The sequence below is a fragment of the Propionispora vibrioides genome (assembly GCF_900110485.1).
GTDB lineage: Bacteria > Bacillota > Negativicutes > Propionisporales > Propionisporaceae > Propionispora > Propionispora vibrioides.
Genome location: NZ_FODY01000005.1, coordinates 100242 through 120259 on the forward strand (window position 1 = coordinate 100242; position 20018 = coordinate 120259).

Consider the following 20018-nt stretch of genomic DNA (forward strand, 5'->3'; position numbering starts at 1 on the left):
TCCTACCAGGGGCTGGTGCCCCACCAACTCTGAAACTACAATTTCTCCACAGGTCTTTTTTCCGTAAATTTAATTTGCAGTTTCAAAATTAGCGGAACACTAATGGACAGCGGCTTTTTCTCACTGTTAACAAGCCGTCGCCTTCAGATTAACTTGCTCCATTCGGCAACCGGCGCTGACCGAAAAAATGGCCGTTTTACTTGCGGGGCTGCTGCTTGCCCGTTTTCTTACGGCGGGCCGCCGGACTGCCGGAACGAAGCGAGCGGCTATTCGGTCCTGAAACCGTTGACTTGTTTCTAGCGGTCGCCGGACGAGGCGGCCGGATCAGACACTTAGGGTCATAACCGATCAAGTCCTGCCGCTGCGCTTTGACCAGTGCTTCATGAACCAGGGCATAATTTTTGGGGTCCCGGTACTGTAGCAGCACGCGCTGCAGTTTTTTCTCATGGGGGTCTTTGGCCACATAGACCGCTTCGCCGGTCAATGGATTGAGACCGGTATAATACATACAAGTGGACAAACTGCCCGGCGAAGGAATAAAATCCTGCACCTGTTCCGGATGATAGCCCAGGTCACGGATAAATTCAGCCAGTTCCACCGCTTCCTTCAAGCCTGCACCAGGATGGCTGGACATAAAATAAGGTACCAGATACTGCTCTTTGCCCAGTTCCTGATTCATTTTCTGATAGGCCCGCATGAACGCCAGATATACCGATTTATCAGCCTTGCCCATCAAGCGGGTCACCTTGGGTGAAATGTGCTCCGGCGCGATTTTCAACTGTCCGCTGACATGATGCTCACACAATTCGCGCAAGAATTCTTTATTATTGCCTGTCATTAAATAATCATAACGCAGACCGGAACGGATAAACACCTTTTTTACCCCCGGCAGCTTTCGTAAATCCCTTAGCAATTCCAAATACTCGGAATGATCGGACTGAATTTCCTTACAGGGGAAAGGATGCAGGCACTGGCGGCCTTTGCAGGTCCCCCGCTCGGCCTGATGACGGCAGGAGGGCAGTCGAAAGTTGGCTGTTGGACCGCCCACATCGTGAATGTAGCCTTTGAAATCAGGCAACGCAATAATCGCTTTCGCCTCGGCTAGAATGGATTCTCGGCTGCGGCTTTGAATAATACGCCCCTGGTGGGAAACAATGGCACAGAACGAACAGCCGCCGAAACAGCCGCGGTGGCTGACAATACTGAATTTTACCTCCTGAATGGCCGGTACGCCGCCCGCCGCATCATAAGCCGGGTGCCAGGTACGCTGATAAGGTAAATCGTAAATTTCGTCCATTTCGGCAGCGGACAACGGCAAGGCCGGCGGGTTTTGTACGATATACTGTTCGCCGCATGATTGGACCAGCGTCTTGCCCCGGATAGGGTCCTGCTCCTGATACTGGGCTTTAAAGGCGGCGGCAAAGCTTTTTTTGTCCGTACTGACTGCCTCGTGCCCGGGAATTTCGCAATAATCCCACAGATGGTCCAGGCCTTCTGTACGGTAGCAGGTACCCCGGACATCGCGAATATCTTTGATCGCCAACCCCTGCTCCAACTGGCGGGCAATATCAATTACCTGTTTTTCGCCCATGCCGTAGATTAGCAGATCGGCCCGGCAGTCCACCAGTATGGAGCGTCGCACCTGATCCGACCAGTAGTCGTAATGGCTGAACCGTCTCAGGCTGGCTTCGATGCCGCCGATAATGAGCGGCACTGTCTTGGACAGTTCGCGGATGCGATTACAATATACAATAGTAGCCCGTTCCGGCCGCCGTCCGGCCGCTCCCCCCGGTGAATAGGAATCGCTGCTCCGGTATTTCTTGGCGGCGGTAAACTTATTCAGCATAGAATCCAGATTGCCGGCCGTAACCAAAAAACCCAGCCGCGGTTTGCCCAGTTTTTTAAAATCGGCGGTGGAGCGCCAGTCAGGCTGAGCGATAATGCCTACTTTAAAGCCATGCTTTTCCAGCAGCCGCCCGATAATGGCCGGACCGAAGCTGGGATGATCGACATAGGCGTCGCCGGATACCAAAATAAAGTCAAGCTCTGACCAGCCGCGTTTCTTTATCTCATCTATTGAAATCGGCAGAAAATTTTCCTTCATAACCATCTCTCCAAAATAAAAATAAAAAAGCCTAAATAGGCTTTTATTGTTTAGCGGCAAACGTTTTAGTCACCACTTCACCCTTTTTCCCAAGTTTCCCCACCGACTGGCCGTTATATACCCAATCTACACCGCCGGCATTGCCTAATTTTACGACCAAGGTCTTTTGCGCCTGCCAGCTCAGTGATTCGCCAGCTTTAGGAATTCCTTCAAAAATTTCCTTCCCGTCGGCAATGACTGTCAGCCAGCATTCGTCGGAAAACTGAGCCGTCACCATAACGGGAGCGGTTTGCGGCGCCGGAGCGGCTGGTGTGACAGGTGCGGCCGGTGCCGGCTGCGGCGCCGGTTTAGCCGGCGCCGACTGGGATTGCTTGGGCGCATCCGGCAGCGGCTGGTTTTCCGGCTTTCCTTCACCGCCGATAAACCACCACACAGCACCAAGCAGGCATACAGCCACCAGCGGAATCACAACCCAGGTATAGGAGGACTTGCCTTTTTTCGGCTCAGTATCAGCCGAAGGAGAAGGGGTGGTCGCCGCCTTCACTTCCACGACCGTTTCCGGCGCTACGCTGGCCGGAGCCTGACCCTGCCGGTATAAGTCAACCATTTCTTGACCGTTTAATCCCAAATAATTAGCATAATTGCGAATGAATCCCTTTAGATAGACCTCACCGGGAATGACCTTGAACTCCCCGTCTTCGATTGCCTGTATATACAACGCCCTGATACTGGTTGCCGACTCAATGTCCTTAACCGTCAGCCCCTTCTTTTCGCGTTCGGAGCGTAATATATCCCCCACTTGCTGCATGTACGTTTCCTCCTTATATCATACTGGCAGGATACCTGTGCCAGGGAACCAGGACGTGTTCTCAAACTATCCGCAACGTCCCCTGACGGCGCTTTTTGTGCCATACTTCGTTAAAATTTTTTGAAATAAGGGCCTTTATTCCTACAAAATTTTGCCTCGTCTGGCGCAAAACTCACTCGCCATGGACCATTCCGTTAGTTTGAAAACACGCCCTATTGATTTTCCTGATTAAAGTAACGTGCATAAATTTGATCGGAAGTCATTAAAATTTCACGGGCTTTGCTGCCCATATTCGGCCCTACAATGCGCATTTCCTCCATCGTGTCGATCAGGCGAGCCGCCCGGGTGTAGCCGATGCGGAATTTCCGCTGCAGCATGGACACGGAAGCCTGGCCTGTTTCCAAAACCATCCGGACGGCTTCTTCCAGCAACTCATCCGTCAGTATTGCCTGTTCTTTCTCAACACTTGCCTGTTGTCCCTCACAAGTGGTAATTCCTTCCGTATACTCCGGTTCGGCCTGCCGTTTTATGTAGTCCACCAGTTCTTCCACTTCACCGTCGGAAATGAAAGCACCTTGCACTCTAAGCGGTTTCGGAGCCCCAACCGGATAAAACAGCATATCGCCTTTGCCCAGCAGCTTCTCAGCACCGGCCATATCCAGGATGGTTCGGGAGTCAATCTGAGAAGACACGGCAAAGGAAATCCGGGAAGGCACATTCGCCTTGATGGTGCCGGTAATAACGTCGACCGAGGGCCGTTGAGTCGCCAGCACCAAATGCAGCCCGGCAGCCCGTGCTTTTTGGGCTAGGCGGCAGATGGCATCCTCCACATCGACCGGAGCAGCCATCATCAAATCCGCCAACTCGTCAATGATAATCACAATCAGCGGCAGACCCTCGCCGTCAATCGTTTCATTGTAGCGTCCGATATCCCGTACCCCGGCAGTGGCAAATACCGCATATCGCCGTTCCATCTCCTGCACCGCCCAGTTCAGGGAGGAAGCCGCCTTTTTGGCATCGGTCACCACTGGCGTCATCAGATGGGGTATACCGTTATAATTGGACAGTTCCACCACTTTGGGATCAATTAAAATAAACTTGACCTCCGACGGTGTTGTCCGGAACAGAATACTGGTAATCAACGTGTTAATGCACACGCTTTTACCGGAACCGGTAGCGCCAGCCACCAAAAGGTGGGGCATTTTCGCCAGATCGGCCCAGATCGCTTGTCCGGCAATATCCTTGCCCAGCGCTACGGTCAATTTGGATGACGCCTTTTTAATTTCTTCGCTTTCCAGGACCTCCCGCAAATGGACACCGGCAATATCCTTATTCGGCACTTCAATGCCAATTGCCGCTTTGCCCGGGATCGGCGCCTCGATACGGACTCCTGTAGCCGCCAGTTTCAGAGCGAGATCGTCAGCCAGGCCGACAATTTTGCTTACCTTGACGCCCGGCGCCGGCTCCAGTTCGTAACGGGTGACCGCCGGTCCCTGGCAGGTATTGATCATTCTGGCGCTTACGCCAAAACTGTCCAGCGTACTGATCAGAATTTGCGCATTATCGGTGATTTCTTTGGAGGGCTTGGGTTGTTTGGTTTTAACCACCCGTTTTAGTATGGACAGCGGCGGCAGACTATATCTAGTATTTTCCCGTTTCTCGCTTTTTATCTCCATCACCGGTTCGTCCGGCGCAAAATCCATGACAAGCTCCGGTGTAACCGGGGTATCCTGACGGGGCAGTTTAAAGACATCCTGTTCCTGATTGTAAAAAGACCGGGAGCGGCCGCTACATTTACCGGCACTGGCTGTAGCCGGTTCTTCCTCATCGGTCCGGACCATTTTTTCCGCAAGGTTTTCCTTGGCGGCGGCAATGGCTTCCCGAGCGCTATCCAGACTGTCACTGGCCTTTTGTTTGGCAAGCCATAGGGTTCGCTGCAACGACCAGGTAGTTGTGCCAATAACGGCACAAACAGCCAGACCGATCAAAACCACCAGCGAACCGTCCGTCCCCAACAGCTTCCGCAAAAAAAACAGCAGCATACCGCCCAGCAGGCCACCGCCGGCCACCAGACTCTCCGGCAATATTTCCTGTCCCGGCGGAATTTTAAAATGATGAAAAATCGTTAAGGCCAGTACATATAAAAACGACAATCCCCAAAACTTCAAAGAAAAGTCGATTGCCATTTGTGTCCAGACATAACGGGAACCGATTGCCACCAGAACCACCGGCAAAGCCAAGGCTCCAATGCCAAGCATATAGCGCTGGACTTTTGCCATAAACAAGCCGAACGGTCCTGTATGTAAACCGGCAAGACTGATGAAGGCCAGCACTCCCGCGGTGAACAGCAAAATACCCAGTAACTCGTATCTTGTTTCGGGTTTCAATTCTGAGAGTTTAGGCAAAAAAACCACCTCTCCGTAGTTTTTTCTACGCTTATATATAAAATCCTTTATTTTTGTAAAAAAAAGCGCTCTATGAATCGAGCGCCTCCCTGACAGGAGAATAGGCCACGACTGTTCCCGGCTGCAGCCTAGGATCCAGATATTCGCCGGGATCGGTCGCGATCAGCCGGACCACTTTACATTGCCGGGCGTTGATTCTTTCCATTAAAACCCGGCTTTGGCCAACGGTGATTTCCTCATAGTCCGGCTGATACGGTTCGGCCGGAAAAATCGACTCCAGAGGCATAATCGTCCAGAGCAGCATTATTGTTTCAACCCCTTATCGGTTTTATTGGCGGCAATCAGTTCCTGCAAGGTAAGCTGGGCCTGAGCAATCCCACCGATTTCGTCGATCAAGCCGTAATGCACGGCATCCTTGCCGACAACTGAGGTTCCGATGTCGCGCGATAGTTCACCTGTTTTATACAGCAATTCCTTCCACTTTTTTTCCGTAATCTTGGAATGGGTTACCACGAATTTATTCACCCGTTCCTGCATCTTTTCCAGATAATCAAATGAACTGGGCGCCCCGATCACCAGTCCGGTCAACCGGATCGGATGAATGGTCATACTGGCGCTCTCAACAATGAAAGAATGGGTGGCCGACACGGCAATGGGCGCGCCTATGCTGTGGCCGCCGCCCAGCACGATGGACACCGACGGCTTGGACATGCTGGCGATCAGTTCGGCAATGGCCAGTCCTGCCTCCACGTCACCGCCTACGGTATTTAACAGCAGTAATAGGCCCTCAATCTCCGGATTTTGTTCAATGGCCACCAGTTGCGGCATAATGTGTTCATATTTTGTTGTCTTATTCTGAGGCGGCAGCACCATATGCCCTTCAATCTGGCCAATAATGGTCATGACATGAATGTTGCTTTTGGCCACTGGAACTTCGGCAGTCCCCAGTTCCTGAATATTGTCAGCCGGGCCGGTCGCTTTCTTAGCCCGTTTGCTTTTCTTCTGCGGATCGGGCACTACCGGCGTTTCGGGCTGTGTCCCCGGCTCAGGAATAACAGGATTGCTGCTCTTTATCATCATATTACCTCCAGTAATCAATTCTCGGTAATAGTATTGACGGCAAATCAACTTTCATACTAGTGCTCCGCCAACTCGGAAAGTACAATAACTCCACAGGCCTTCTTCCGCAGATTAATTTATACCTTCAAAGTTGGCAAACCACAACGAACCTGCCCGGGGAAAACGACAGTAAGCAATACTAAGAGACTGTTGCAGGAAAAAAATCAACTTGCAACAGCCTCTATTCTCTTGCCGGAGCCGGACGCTAAAAAAAGACTGTAAAAAGCCGATTCTGATCAGGCCTTTTACAGTCTTTATTCATACTTCCATAATAATCGGCAGAATCATCGGACGGCGGCGGGTCCGGTCATACAGATATTTGCCCAGCGCATCGCGGACATTGTTCTTAATCGCCGCCCATTCGGTAATATTATTGGTCTGGCATTTTTCCAAGGCCTGTTTTACCTTTTCCCTGGCCTCTTCCATCAATTGCTCCGATTCGCGGACATATACGAAGCCACGGGAGACGATATCCGGTCCGGCCGCCACACCACCTTGTTTTTCCATGGTGACGACGACGATGAGTATGCCATCCTGGGATAATTGTTTCCGGTCGCGGAGCACAATATTGCCAACATCGCCAACCCCCAGGCCGTCCACTAAAATGTTGCCGGCTGTAACTTTGCCGGCGATCATGCCTCTGTCTTTGGTAAACTCCAAGACTTGTCCATTCTCGGCTACAAAGATGTTTTCCTTGGCCATTCCCATGTCCTGCGCCAGTTTGGCATGTTTCTTCAAATGGCGGTATTCGCCATGGACGGGAATGAAAAACTTAGGACGAATCAGATTATGCATCAGTTTAAGCTCTTCCTGGCTGGCATGGCCGGAAACATGGATGCCTGAAGTCGCTTCGTAAACAACGTCGGCACCTTGGCGCAGCAAATAGTCAATCGTCCGGGCCACCAGCTTTTCGTTGCCCGGTATAGGCGTAGCGGAAATGACGACGGTGTCACCGGGAACGATATCGACCTTCCGGTGGTCTGACATCGCCATACGGGTCAGGGCCGACATCGGCTCGCCCTGACTACCGGTGGTCAGAATGACAATAGCGGAAGCAGGATACTGATTGATCTGATCAATATCAATCAATACTCCTTCCGGAATATTCAGATAACCAAGTTCCATCGCGATATTAACAACATTGACCATGCTCCGTCCCAATACGGCCACTTTGCGCTTATACTTGCAGGCCATATCGACAGCCTGCTGGACACGGTGCACGTTGGAAGAAAATGTGGCGATAATGATACGGTCTTTGGCGGTACGAAAGGTTTCATCAAAAGTGACTCCCACCGACCGTTCGCTCATCGTATAGCCGGGTCGTTCGGCATTGGTGCTGTCTGCCAGCATGACGAGAACCCCCTGGTCCCCCAGTTCGGCAAACCTGTGGAAGTCGGTCACTTTGCCGTCTACCGGCGTTTGATCCAATTTGAAGTCGCCCGTATGAACGATAGTTCCCACCGGCGTCTTGATAAATAAAGCCACACTGTCGGCAATGCTGTGGCTGACCCGGATAAAGCCGACGGTAAAAGCTCCGGCCTGAATTTGGCTGCCCGGCGTCACAGGCACCAATTGCGCATTAGTAAGATGGTTTTCCTTCAACCGGTTTTCCAATATGCCCAATGTCAGGCGCGTCCCATACACCGGTACATCAAGCTGCTTTAAGACATACGGCAGGGCGCCGATATGATCTTCGTGGCCGTGAGTCAGCACGATGGCGCGCACCAAATCACGGTTGTCAAGCAGGTACGAAATATCGGGAATGACTAAATCGATCCCTAGCATGTCATCCTCAGGAAACATGAGTCCGGAGTCGATCACAACAATGTCGTCGCCACAGCGGACCACTGTCATGTTCTTTCCTATCTCTCCCAATCCTCCCAAAGGAATAATTTGAAGTTTTTGCGGTAACTTTGCCAAAAAAAAGCACACCTCCAGAATATTTTAAGTAAAGAACCAGACCTCTCTACGATTATCGCCGTCCATTCCACTCAGGTCAAACCAGCCGTCCGTCACTTCCACTTACTGCCATTATACCTTATTTCCGCCATGACAACAAGTGAAACTGATTTTGATTTATTATATGCCTATTCCCCGGCAGACATACGGCCCCATCCTCTCCGAGAATGGGGCCGTTCCCAATATGTTACATAACGCCCAGTTGCCGCATACTCTCTTTAATCTGCTCCACTTCCCCGGCAGACGCCGTCGTCAGGGGCAGCCGGCAGGGGCCTGCCGCCAATCCCAGCAGATTAACGGCTGTTTTAACCGGTATGGGATTGCTGTTGATGAACATCAGTTTATAAAACGGAAAGATGCTCCCATGAATGGCCTGAGCCTGCCGGACATCGCCAGCGGTAAAGGCGGCAATCATATTTTGAATCTGACGGCCAATGATATGACTGGCCACACTGATTACGCCAACGCCTCCGACTGCCAGAATAGGCAAGGTCAGACTGTCGTCGCCGCTGTATATCATAAAGCCGGCCGGTGCCCGCCGCACAATCTCCGAAGCCTGATCCAGCGAACCACTGGCTTCTTTCACCGCCACGATGTTTTCGATAGCTGCCAGCCGCACGATGGTATCCGGTGAAATATTGGACCCGGTACGGCCAGGCACATTATATACAATCAACGGTAGCGATGTGGACTCGGCAATGGCTTTAAAGTGCTGATAATACCCTTCCTGATTAGGTTTATTATAATAGGGACCTACCAGCATGGCGCCATGGACACCCAGTTTTTCCGCTTCCCTGGTCATTTCGATGGAATGCTGTGTATCATTTGAGCCGGTTCCGGCAACAACGGTAACCCGGTCGCCCACCGCCTCCAAAACAGTACTGAATAATTTCAGTTTTTCTTCCTGCGTTAAGGTCGGCGATTCGCCGGTAGTTCCCGCGATCACCAAACCATCCGAACCATTGGCAGCCAAATGTATAGCTAACTGAGCAGCGGCAGTATAATTAACCCGTAAATCCTCATGAAAAGGAGTAACCATCGCTGTAAACACTCTGCCAAAATTCCTCACAAACGCCCCTCCTGTTTTTGTTTATTAATAAGGTAGAGGATATATCCCCCAACAGGGTTCGTTCCGTCTCACCCTGCCAGGCCAAACTTTTCATGCAACGCCAATACCGCCGCCTGCACATCCTCCCGTTTTACCAGGGCGGATATGGAAGTATGGGAATCGACGGTTTGCAGAATGGATATCTTATTGGTAGCCAACGCCTCCACAAAACTGGCCATAACGCCGGGTACTTCCCGCATGCCGCCGCCGACCACCGATACCTTGGCGCAGTCATAGGTTACGGCTACCTGATAACCGCCTTCCCGCAGCCGGTTGACAGCCCGTTCGGCGGCATCTCCCGCCACGGTAAACATAATCTGTCCGGGATGGACATTAATCAGATCTACGCTGATACAGCTTTCGGCCATCAGCTTAAACACCTGAAAGCTTGAGCCATGGGCAGCTCCGGCATCAATATTTACCCGAATCTGGGCAATATTGCTCAGTGAGGTTACGCCAGTGGCAATCCGATCACTGACAATAGTCCCGCCGTTCTCATCCTGACCGATGTTCGTGATCAGTGTTCCCGGTTCATCGGAGAAGGTGGACTTGACAATTAGAGGAATATTTTTCTGCATGGCAATTTCCACCGCCCGGGGATGAATGACCTTGGCTCCCTGGTGCGCCAGCTGGCAAACCTCGCCGTAGCTGATACAGTCAAGAATCTGCGCACTCTTCACCATTCGCGGGTCAGCTGTCATGATGCCGTCGACATCGGTATAAATTTCGATCATTTCCGCCGACAGCGTCGCGCCGAGCGCCGCCGCCGTTGTGTCACTGCCGCCGCGGCCCAGCGTGGTAAACTCCCCTTCGGTGGTCATTCCCTGAAAACCGCAAACGACCGGAATTCGGCCAGCCTTAATCAGGCTTATAATGCGGGACGGCTCGATCTTTAAAATCCGGGCGCGGCCAAAATGATTGTCGGTAATAATGCCGGCCTGCCCGCCGGTCAGCATAACGGCATCCATGCCGGCTGCCTGCAGTGTGCCGGCCATAATCACCGCCGAAATCATTTCACCGCAATACATCATATGGTCAAGTTCCCGTGCGGCAATGTTTTTATTGGCGGTCCGGGCCAGGCCGATCAGGGTGTCAGTAGCGTAGTTCTCCCCCTTGCGACCCATAGCGGATACCACAACCACCGGGCTGTAGCCCTGGCTGCGCACCTTTTCCACCTTGCCTACCACCAGTTTTCTAACATCCTCATTGGCGACTGAAGTGCCGCCAAATTTCTGGACAATTATACGCATTCCCAACACCTCAAACTAAATTATGTCCAATCATGTATTCCGCAATCTGCAGCGCGTTCAAAGCCGCGCCTTTGCGGATTTGATCGCCAACAACCCAGATGTTCAATCCGTACGGTACCGATTTGTCTTCCCGGATGCGTCCTACGGCCACATCGTTCTTGCCGGAGGTAAGCAGCGGCATAGGATATACCATATCTGCCGGCGCATCCTCCACCACAACACCGGGGAAAGCGCTCAACAATTCCCGGGCCTCCTGGGCCGACAACGGCTCTGCCAGTTCCAGATTAATCGACTCGGAATGACTGCGGAACACCGGGACCCGCACAGCCGTGGGCGAAATGCCGATGGTATGGTCACCCAGAATTTTGTGTGTCTCATGAACCATTTTCATCTCTTCCTTGGTATAATCGCCGTCAACGAACACATCAATCTGCGGCAACAGATTAAAAGCGATTTGGTAATGCTTCGGCAGGCTGGCGCCGGGCAGGATGTTGGCTTCGACCGGTGCCCGTTGGATATGGGCAACCACCTGATTTTCCAGTTCATCAATCGCTTCTTTCCCGGCACCGGAAACGGCCTGATAGGTCGATACCACGACCCGTTTGATCTTCGCTTTGTCATAAATCGGCTTTAATGCCATCAGCATAATAATGGTAGAACAGTTCGGATTGGCGATAATGCCCTGATGTTCCTTGATCGCCTCAGGATTCACCTCGGGAATGACCAAGGGCACCTTCGGGTCCATGCGAAAGGCGCTGGAATTGTCGATGACGACGGCACCACGCTTTACAGCCTCGGGTGCCAGAGTCTTGCTCGCCGCACCGCCGGCAAACAAAGCAATCTGTACATTGTCAAATGATTCCGGTTTGGCTTCTTCCACAGTATAAGTTTTTCCCATAAAGTCGATTTTTTTACCTGCCGAACGGGAGGAAGCCAACAGCTTCAATTCGGCAAACGGAAAATTACGCTCTTCAATCAGTTCCAGAAATTCCTTGCCTACTGCGCCAGTAGCCCCGAGTATTGCAACATTATATTTTTTCATTCCCAATCGCTCCTTTTCCTGTAGTGCGTGTCTTTAAACTATCCGAAACGCTCCCTGACAGCGCTTTTTGTGCCATACTTCGCTAAAATTTTTGGAAATAGGGGCCGCTATTCCTGCAAAATTTTATCTCGTCTGGCGCAAAAATCACTCGCCATGGATCATTCCGTTAGTTTGAAGACACGCCCTAGCACCGTTCATACTCACCATATTATGCATTAGTCCAAAATGTTCTCCAGGCCGCAAACCAGGCCCGTGATAGTAAGTACCCGCTTGCAGGCAAGCACCACGCCGGGCATGAACGACTCACGGGAGATCGAATCATGACGGATGGTCAAAGTCTGCCCCAAGCCACCGAAAATAACCTCCTGGTGGGCGACATAGCCAGGCAGTCTGACGCTATGGATACGGATACCCTCCAGTTCACTGCCTCGGGCACCGGCCAGTTTTTCCTCTTCGTTCGGATGGCCCTGTTTTAAGAAACCCCGCTTTTCGGCAATCAACTGGGCCGTCCGCAGCGCCGTACCGGAGGGAGCATCCAGCTTCTGATCATGATGCAGCTCGATAATTTCCACATGAGGAAGATATTTTGCCGCGTCCTGCGCCATTTTCATCATCAATACAGCCCCGATGGCAAAGTTAGGCGCAATCAACGCGTTGACCTTTTTATCGCTGCATAACCGCCCTACTTCTGCCAAATCATCCGCTGATAAACCGGTTGTGCCCACAACAGGACTTACGCCACAAGTAATAGCTGTGCGAATGTTGGGCATCACTGCGGCGGGATTAGTAAAATCAACCATAACCTGCGGTTTGGTCTCGCTGATAACCGTCTGTAAATCCTTGCCTACCGTGACGCCGATCTTGCCTATACCGATCAGTTCGCCGGCATCGGCAAAGCTGGAGTTCACATCCATAGCACCGACCAGTTCCAATTCCTTGTCATTATATACAGCCTTCAACACTTCACGGCCCATTTTGCCGTATGCGCCGCACACCATTACTCTAATCACAAAAGTCCACCTCCTAAAATAATAAAAGACAGCCGGTGAATGCTTATCTCACCGGCTGTCTTATTTGTGATTAGACAGCCAAAACCATGACATCAGGAAATATAACAAAAGAATATCCCCTGCCGTCGATTTGAGATAGCGCTCCACCAAATACCACTTTGGTGACAGTCTTAAACCTATTCGATGTAAGACCAGTATACAAGGCTTGGCCGCCTTGCTATACTTCGGCAAACAACCCTTTCCTTTCAGATCATCGACACCACTCTAGCTGAAAGTACTCATCTTGTTCGCACCTCTACTCCACCCCGCGCAGGATGAGGTCTATTTATTTTACGTACATTGTATACTAAGCGTTCCATCAGTGTCAATCTTTTTGCGAAAAAAATCACCGACCGCCGCTTAACTCGCCTTTACTCCTACGGAGTAAAGGCGAGTTAACCGCTGGAACCGTTTAGTCAGTTCCAGATTTTACAATCACTATTTGGTATTGTGACTTTCCACTTCACTGGCCCCGTTTTGCCGCAATACCTGTGCGGCGGCATTTACCTTGGCAGCGTCGGCGCGGATAACGGCCAGCGTATTGCCCTGGGCCACACTTTCCTCATACCGGTGACTAGCCTCAGCCGGAATGCCCCAATCAATCAGGCCGCCGGCAATACCGCCAGCCACAACACCACTGATGGCTGCCGCAATCGGACCGGCGGCGATGACCGGACCAATCCCCGGAATAGCCATAGCCCCGGCACCCAGTAGCAGACCGCCAATACCGCCAATGGTGCCGCCCGTCAAAGCACCGTCGGTAATATCATCGTTATAATATTCGGTTTTGCCTTCTCCTTCCTGCTTTTTGCTGACCAGATTGATCTCTTCAGTGGTAAAACCCTGTTGACGCAATTGCTGAGCAGCCTGCTCGGCGCTACTGCGTGACTTAAATACCCCAACGACACTTTTCGTTCCTTTACCGGCAGCTTGCGAAGACTGGGTGCTGTTTGACGCACCGGCATTCTGACTGCTGCTTGAGGTAGCTGTTTGATTCTGTGAGGCATTTTGTGCCTGCATGCCGTTTGTTGCCTGTCCCTGCGCACCGGCGGCGTTCTGGCCGCTGCCTGAGGAAGCGCCGGCGTAACTGTTAACGACTGCACTGTTGGCAGTTTGTTGCGTAGAAGACTGGTTGCTTCCGGAATTGTTCATAAACAGACCTCCTAACATTGAAGTATGAATTGGACAAAATCCAATTCTACCATGTTAGTTTGTCCATTCCGCCGCTTACTATGTATTGCCGGCTCGACGAAACATGCGGGAATTCGATACTTCTCCCGCCTGCTGCAACTCAATGATTATGACATCGTCGCCAATTTTTTTAACACTGTCCCAGGGAATGGCGGAAACCTTCGTATCACTTAAAAAATGCAAAAAGCTCTGACTCACCGGCAGAATCATGGAGTCAATCTCTCCGGTCCTGGCATCAAACGTAAGCTCACACTCGTTAATGACTCCCAGCCGCGCTCCGTCACCGATATTGATGACTTCTTTTCCCGATAATTCACTTAACCTCATATTTTCTTTCACTCCTAATTCTTGTTAAAAAGGCGCATAACCAGGGGCTGCACGATGGCCAGGCCGATGGCCAGACAAGGCAGCGGGTCCATAGCAACGCCCAGCAACAGGATCTTTTCCGGAACATCAATCTTTAAAAACGAAAGCAACATAATGAGCGACAGATAAATGCCGCCAGCCGCCGCCAGCAGCTCCTGCACAGCCAGCGACAAAGGGGATGCCTTGGGTTCCACCTTGCCGGCCTGCTGCCGCAGCCAGCACATGCGCAGCCAGATGGATACAGGCAGCATAAGCGCCAGTGTAAAGAAAATAAGCAAGCTAATCAACCCCGCACCTCCACTGCCAGTGTCCTTACATCGTATGGCGGAGCATAAAAAAATATGTATAGAAAAAGGGCTGTCGCCAAATGATTTGTTTATTTATAACAGCCTGTATATGTGAAAAAATAACTTATCGTTCTTTTGGCATTGCCCCAAAAGAACCAAAAGGGCTAGGCCTGTCCTCCAACATACTTGAAAAATTGCCGGCTTACTAAAATCCATAAACTCGCTTCGCTCAAACAAATGGATTTCTTAACGTAAGCCGGCAATTTTTCATCCTGCGGAACGTATGTTTCCGGAAAAGGCCGAACAGGAAACCAAAACAGGCTGTTGCTTTTGAACGCAACAGCCCCTTTCACAATGAACCCTACCGGCCCGTGCTGCCGAAGCCGCCGGCACGCTGGCCGGCCGGCTCCGTATCATGATCTGCCGTTAAGTATTTATAAAAAATCCCCTGGGCAATCCGTTCGCCCCGCTCAATCCGTACCGGACTGTCACTGTCGTTGCGCACGGCAATGAAAATGTGCCCCTCGTTATCAGGGTTGTTATAATAATCGGCATCAATAATGCCCTGACTATTGGCCAGGCTCACGCCCCGTTTGATCGCCAAACTTGAACGGATGTGAATACCCAAAAATTCATCAGTTTCCATATAGGCTTTCAAACCTGTCGGGATGAGCGCCAGTTTGCCAGGCGGCAGCTCCTCCGCTACAGCCGCCGCCAGATCATAGCCGGCACTGCAGGCCGTTTTTCGCTCCGGTAAAGCAATACCGGAACGTTCATATGCCGAAACCAATTCAAATCCCCGCTGTCTCATCACTTTTCTCCTAATCGTCAGCTTTTCGATTGTCAGCTTTATGACCAGATTGACTCGTCCACAGGTCCCAGTGCCGTAAAACACATTCGCTGTGGATCAAACAAATCGGCCGCAATTCGTCTGATATCGTCCAGCGTCACCCGCTCAATTTTGGCCACTACCTCGTCCAGCGTGATATAGCGTCCCAGACTGATTTCCAGCTTACCGAGCCGTGACATTCTGCTGCTCGAACTTTCCAGCCCCAATAGCAGGCTTCCCTTTAATTGCTCCTTGGTTTTAGCCAACGTTTTTTCATCGATCCCTTGCTCCCTTAAATCGGCTACATTTTGCAGGATCAATTCAAGAACCTGAGCAAGATTGCCCGGCCTGGTTCCGGCATAGACGGAAAATAAGCCGGCATCACTGTAATTGGTCTGATAGGAATAGACCGAATAGGCCAGTCCACGTTCTTCACGAATGGCCTGAAACAGCCGGGAACTGATCCCGCCGCCTAAAATATTATTTAAGATGTGAATGCCGTACACATCGGGCGTCCCCTGTGGCACACCCGGCATACCTATACACAAATGCACCTGCTCGGTATCCTTACTATACACGCTATATCCGGGCTGCAGTTCCGGCGGCATTACAGCCGCCTGACCCTTGCGTCCGGCTAGTTTGCCAAAATACCGTTCCGTTAATTGCAGCAATTTCCCGTGCTCAAGATTGCCTGCCGCCGCGATGACAAAGTTGTCCGGTGTATAAAACCGGCCATAATATTCCCGCACCATCGCCTGGTCAAACTTCTTGATAGAGGCGGCAGAGCCCAGAATATTGCTGCCCAGTTGATGGCCGGGCCAGATTTTTTCCAAATGAATATCATGAACCAGTTCATCGGGCGAGTCCTCATACATATTCACTTCTTCCAGAACGACTTCCCGCTCGCGGTTGATATCTTCTTCGTCAAATTTGGAAGCCAACAGCATATCGCTAAGAATGGAAATCGCCAATTCCAAATGAGTATCCAGCACTTTAATATAGTAACAGGTGTGTTCCTTGGCCGTAAAGGCATTTAACTGCCCGCCAATGGCATCGACTTCTTCCGCGATGTCTTTGGCGCTACGGTTGGCCGTTCCCTTAAACATCAAATGCTCAATAAAATGAGAAATACCGTGATTATGCTCCGTTTCAGAACGTGAACCAGTACCCACCCACACCCCTAGCGTCACCGACTTGACATAGGGAATGGCTTCGGAAACAACCCTGACTCCATTCGGTAAAGTAGATTTACAATACATAAAAAACTCCTTTTTATTTTAAATGGACAAAAACATATGACAAAGATTTAACTTAGTTAATTTCGTGTAAACTTCCTATTTTCCTGCTGGGAACTATTTATTATATTATTGCCCGGCACCGCCGGGTGCGCGAAGCCCTGTCGCAGCAAGCCCGTTATCAATTTCCAAGAAAAGGAGAAGACAGAGATGCGCTACACATCCCTGTCTTCTCGCTGCAGCCGACTACCGGTTGTCAAAATAAGCCGCAATGCCATTAAAGACGCCTTGGGCTACTTTACCCCGGTAGGCATCGTTTTTCAGTTGAACCGATTCCTGCTCATTCGTTACGAAGCCCATTTCCACCAATACCCCCGGCATCGTGGTATTGCGCAACACATAAAAGGTTGCCGGGGAAATTCCTTTATCAACAGCCCCAGTCGTTTTGATCAGCGCTGTTTGTACCGCACGGGCCAAATCCGGTGATTTGTTGCCGTGGTAAAAAGTCATGGCGCCGGCGATATTGGAGTCCGGATTGGAATTGGAATGGATGCTGACAAAGATATCGGCCTTTTGTTGCTCAGCCATCGCTACCCTTGCCTCCAGTTCCTCACTCAGCGAACTACCCTCTGGCGCAACCGTCCGGTCGGTGTCACGGGTCATAATGACCTTGGCACCGGCTTGTACCAGTTTATCACGCAGCTTTAACCCGACTGCCAGGTTGTTGTCCGACTCACGGTCATTATTGGCAACCGCGCCGGGATTGCTGCCGCCGTGACCAGGGTCCACCACGATCACCTTGCCACGCAGCGACGCTGTGCTGCCTACACCGCCGGCCGAGTCACCGGGCGTGCTTGGCAACGGGATTACATTAACCGGCGAAGAAGTACCGCTACTGCTTTTTCCGCCGCCAAAAATATTAAAAATCGGTCCTAGCACTTTGTCAAACAAAAAGCCGAATACTTGCTCAAAAAAACCGGAGCCGCCACTGCCCGAGTCCTTGCTGGCAACCGTGGAGGAAGCCAGCGTGCCAAGCACCGAATCGGTACTTGCCGCATGAGCGGCCGAAAGTGGCAGCAGGAAAGTACACATCATTAGAAACAGCATTCCCCATGCCAGTAGTTTTGTATTATACACTGGTTACCTCCTTGTTGCGTATTGTCATTTCTTAAAACCATGTTCTTTAAAGACCTGCCAATAGCCGGGATCTTCCTCGCCAAGCTTCCACAAAGCGGCGCCGGCGATGTCGTATTTGTTGACTAAATCCAGCTTGTACGACAAGCTTTTGCTATTTTCAAACCAAACCTGATGAGACGTACCGTCGGCTGCCGTATAGTCAAAATGCGGTGCTTTGGCTTTATCGTCCCAGACAATGTCGGCGTTGTATTTTTCGGCCAATGCCATGGCCGGCGCATATTCAATACTTTCCACGCCTTTAGACGACCAGTCGTAGCCATAGCCGGGAACACACAGGTACAATTTATTCTTCGGAATATACTGCAAGGCGTATTGCAGGCTCTTTTCCACCCAGCCGATATCGGCAATTGGCCCAGCGCCACTCCATACGCCATGATTGTCATAGGTCATAATCATGATCTTGTCGGCATATTGGGCCAACGCAGCATAATCATAGGCGGCGGCCACATCGTTATCCTCATTCTGTTTCGGGAAAACGTCGATGGAAACAACATAGCCCTGCGGATGCAGACGATTATATAGTTCCTTCATAAACGCCGACAGATTGTCCCTGTCCTGGGCTGGAACCATTTCAAAATCAACATTGATGCCATCCAGGCCATACTGTTTTATATATGCCTCCATACTGTCAATGGACTTGGTTCGCAAAGCCGGGTTAGCCAGTATGGTATGAATCGGAATCTCGGACTTTTCCTGCTTGGCATTATTCACAAGCAGTAACGTGGGAATGTTGTTCTGTTTGGCAAACTTTACAACGGAGGCATGGTCATTGCCACCGCGATCCTTCACTGTGCCATTGCTTTGCAAAGTTGCCCAAAAAGGAGCAATGGTGTTTATTGTGTCGGTATGCTGCGACATCGCCTTGAAAGAAGACGTGTCGGTATCCCACCACTCGGCGTAAAAGCCGACAAGGTCTTTGGCGCTTTTACCGCCCAGACCTGTAGCGGGTGGATTATTACTCTTCGTTCCGTTGGAAAGATCGTTGGACGACCCCAGCAATTTGCCCAACAGCAAACCCAGGATAATGTCAAGAAGCCCGCCACCGGAAGATGAGCCCGCCGCAGTGGTCTGTGCCAACAAAGGATTGGCTGCAGCGGAGGCAGTCGGTGCCAGGGGCATAAAGATGGTTGTAGCCATCAAAAAAAGCACCATCCAGGTGATCTGCAATTTGTAGTATTTCATATATCAACCTCCATTCCAGACAAGCCTACCGCACTAACCTCATCAGGCAGAACGGCACACGACTATCAATAACCCATAGTCGTTATGTAAACATAATAGCATGGAACAGCTTATATATCAATAAAAAAAACAGGCAGTTTTATGCCTGTTTCTGCTATTTAAGTATATCAGATACCGTTGTTATCGTATATCCTCTTTCTTTCAGCTCCTTAATCAGCGTTGGCAAAGCCGCTGCTGTCGGGGCTGTGGGATGCATGAGAATAATCGCGCCGTTATGTATTTTTTTCACCACTCTGGCCGTAATGATCTCCGGCGCCGGCCGTTTCCAGTCAACCGTATCAATACTCCACAGGATATTTCTATATCCCAGCTCGCTGGCAGCCTGCAATACCATATCATTATACTCGCCATAAGGAGGAGCATACAGTGTGGTTTTTATGCCGGTAATCTCCTTAACCAGGTTCTCCGCCCGGGTAATTTCCTCCTGATTCTTTTCCTTGCTTAGGCTGTTGGGGTGAGGATGACTGTAAGTATGATTGCCTAATTCATGGCCCCGTTTTCCGATATCGGCCAGGGTGTCCGGAAACCGTTTGGCCCAGCTTCCCCCGATGAAAAAAGTAATTTTTATCTGATTGTCATCCAGCGTTTTCAGCATATCCGGCAAAAACTCCTCACCCCAGAACACATTGCAGGCAAAGGCAACCTTAGGCTGCTGTTCATCGCCATGAAATATGGCCTCCGCCTGTCCCGCCGGCTTTACTGTAGAAAGCATCGGCTGCAAAAAGCCAGCCAGCGCAGCCAATACCAGGAAAACTCCGGCAGCAAAGAAAATATACCATTGCCGCACACGCGCCACTACCATCCATCTCACCTGTCACCACTCCCGC

At 50.9% G+C, this 20018-nt stretch carries 18 protein-coding genes and 1 riboswitch; all 18 genes read right to left on the bottom strand.

What is annotated here, in order from left to right; translation table 11 throughout:
* Positions 1 to 196: 196 nt before the first annotated feature.
* The 18 genes from BMW43_RS06100 to BMW43_RS06190 all read right to left on the bottom strand — a co-directional run bounded on the left by BMW43_RS06100 (position 197) and on the right by BMW43_RS06190 (position 19993).
* On the bottom strand, positions 197 to 2104 hold the full coding sequence (locus BMW43_RS06100; protein ID WP_091744809.1) for a YgiQ family radical SAM protein: 1908 nt from the start codon (positions 2102 to 2104) through the stop codon (positions 197 to 199).
* Between the two features lie 43 nt (positions 2105 to 2147).
* Positions 2148 to 2912, bottom strand: coding sequence for a helix-turn-helix domain-containing protein (locus BMW43_RS06105; protein WP_091744810.1), 765 nt, complete (start codon positions 2910 to 2912; stop codon positions 2148 to 2150).
* A gap of 212 nt (positions 2913 to 3124) precedes the next feature.
* The gene (locus BMW43_RS06110; protein ID WP_091744812.1) at positions 3125 to 5317 is read right to left on the bottom strand and encodes an FtsK/SpoIIIE family DNA translocase; all 2193 of its coding nucleotides are present in this window, start codon (positions 5315 to 5317) and stop codon (positions 3125 to 3127) included.
* A 70-nt stretch (positions 5318 to 5387) separates the two neighbouring features.
* Positions 5388 to 5621: a YlzJ-like family protein gene (locus BMW43_RS06115; RefSeq protein WP_091744814.1), complete on the bottom strand. Its 234-nt coding sequence runs from the start codon at positions 5619 to 5621 to the stop codon at positions 5388 to 5390.
* Positions 5621 to 6397: a ClpP family protease gene (locus BMW43_RS06120; protein ID WP_342725113.1), complete on the bottom strand. Its 777-nt coding sequence runs from the start codon at positions 6395 to 6397 to the stop codon at positions 5621 to 5623. Before BMW43_RS06120 ends, BMW43_RS06115 begins: the two co-directional genes overlap by 1 nt.
* A 297-nt stretch (positions 6398 to 6694) precedes the next feature.
* Complete coding sequence (locus tag BMW43_RS06125; protein ID WP_091744818.1) at positions 6695 to 8356, bottom strand: ribonuclease J; 1662 nt, start codon at positions 8354 to 8356, stop codon at positions 6695 to 6697.
* Positions 8357 to 8582: 226 nt separating this feature from the next.
* Positions 8583 to 9464, bottom strand: a complete 882-nt coding sequence (gene dapA / locus BMW43_RS06130; RefSeq protein ID WP_091744820.1) for a 4-hydroxy-tetrahydrodipicolinate synthase — start codon at positions 9462 to 9464, stop codon at positions 8583 to 8585.
* Positions 9465 to 9532: 68 nt separating this feature from the next.
* Entirely contained in the window at positions 9533 to 10753 is a 1221-nt protein-coding gene (gene dapG, locus BMW43_RS06135; protein ID WP_091744822.1) for an aspartate kinase, read from the bottom strand.
* A 10-nt stretch (positions 10754 to 10763) separates the two neighbouring features.
* Positions 10764 to 11795: an aspartate-semialdehyde dehydrogenase gene (locus BMW43_RS06140; protein WP_091744824.1), complete on the bottom strand. Its 1032-nt coding sequence runs from the start codon at positions 11793 to 11795 to the stop codon at positions 10764 to 10766.
* 215 nt (positions 11796 to 12010) lie between these two features.
* Positions 12011 to 12805 (bottom strand): 4-hydroxy-tetrahydrodipicolinate reductase, encoded by a 795-nt coding sequence (dapB, locus tag BMW43_RS06145; protein WP_091744826.1) that lies wholly within the window; start codon positions 12803 to 12805, stop codon positions 12011 to 12013.
* A 128-nt stretch (positions 12806 to 12933) separates the two neighbouring features.
* A riboswitch (Lysine riboswitch) is annotated at positions 12934 to 13111 on the bottom strand.
* 171 nt (positions 13112 to 13282) lie between these two features.
* Positions 13283 to 13996, bottom strand: a complete 714-nt coding sequence (locus BMW43_RS06150) for a hypothetical protein (protein WP_091744828.1) — start codon at positions 13994 to 13996, stop codon at positions 13283 to 13285.
* A 78-nt stretch (positions 13997 to 14074) separates the two neighbouring features.
* Positions 14075 to 14362 (bottom strand): YlmC/YmxH family sporulation protein, encoded by a 288-nt coding sequence (locus BMW43_RS06155; protein WP_091744830.1) that lies wholly within the window; start codon positions 14360 to 14362, stop codon positions 14075 to 14077.
* A gap of 14 nt (positions 14363 to 14376) precedes the next feature.
* Positions 14377 to 14688 carry a hypothetical protein gene (locus tag BMW43_RS06160; protein WP_245732243.1) on the bottom strand — a complete coding sequence of 104 codons (312 nt, stop codon included), beginning with the start codon at positions 14686 to 14688 and terminating at the stop codon, positions 14377 to 14379.
* 361 nt (positions 14689 to 15049) lie between these two features.
* Positions 15050 to 15499, bottom strand: coding sequence for a dUTP diphosphatase (dut, locus tag BMW43_RS06170; RefSeq protein WP_091744834.1), 450 nt, complete (start codon positions 15497 to 15499; stop codon positions 15050 to 15052).
* A gap of 38 nt (positions 15500 to 15537) precedes the next feature.
* Positions 15538 to 16776 carry a M16 family metallopeptidase gene (locus BMW43_RS06175; protein WP_091744836.1) on the bottom strand — a complete coding sequence of 413 codons (1239 nt, stop codon included), beginning with the start codon at positions 16774 to 16776 and terminating at the stop codon, positions 15538 to 15540.
* Between the two features lie 222 nt (positions 16777 to 16998).
* Positions 16999 to 17889 carry an N-acetylmuramoyl-L-alanine amidase family protein gene (locus BMW43_RS06180; RefSeq protein ID WP_091744838.1) on the bottom strand — a complete coding sequence of 297 codons (891 nt, stop codon included), beginning with the start codon at positions 17887 to 17889 and terminating at the stop codon, positions 16999 to 17001.
* Positions 17890 to 17913: 24 nt separating this feature from the next.
* On the bottom strand, positions 17914 to 19131 hold the full coding sequence (locus BMW43_RS06185; RefSeq protein WP_091744840.1) for a glycosyl hydrolase family 18 protein: 1218 nt from the start codon (positions 19129 to 19131) through the stop codon (positions 17914 to 17916).
* A gap of 154 nt (positions 19132 to 19285) precedes the next feature.
* Entirely contained in the window at positions 19286 to 19993 is a 708-nt protein-coding gene (locus BMW43_RS06190) for a polysaccharide deacetylase family protein (RefSeq protein WP_245732248.1), read from the bottom strand.
* Positions 19994 to 20018 lie beyond the last annotated feature (25 nt).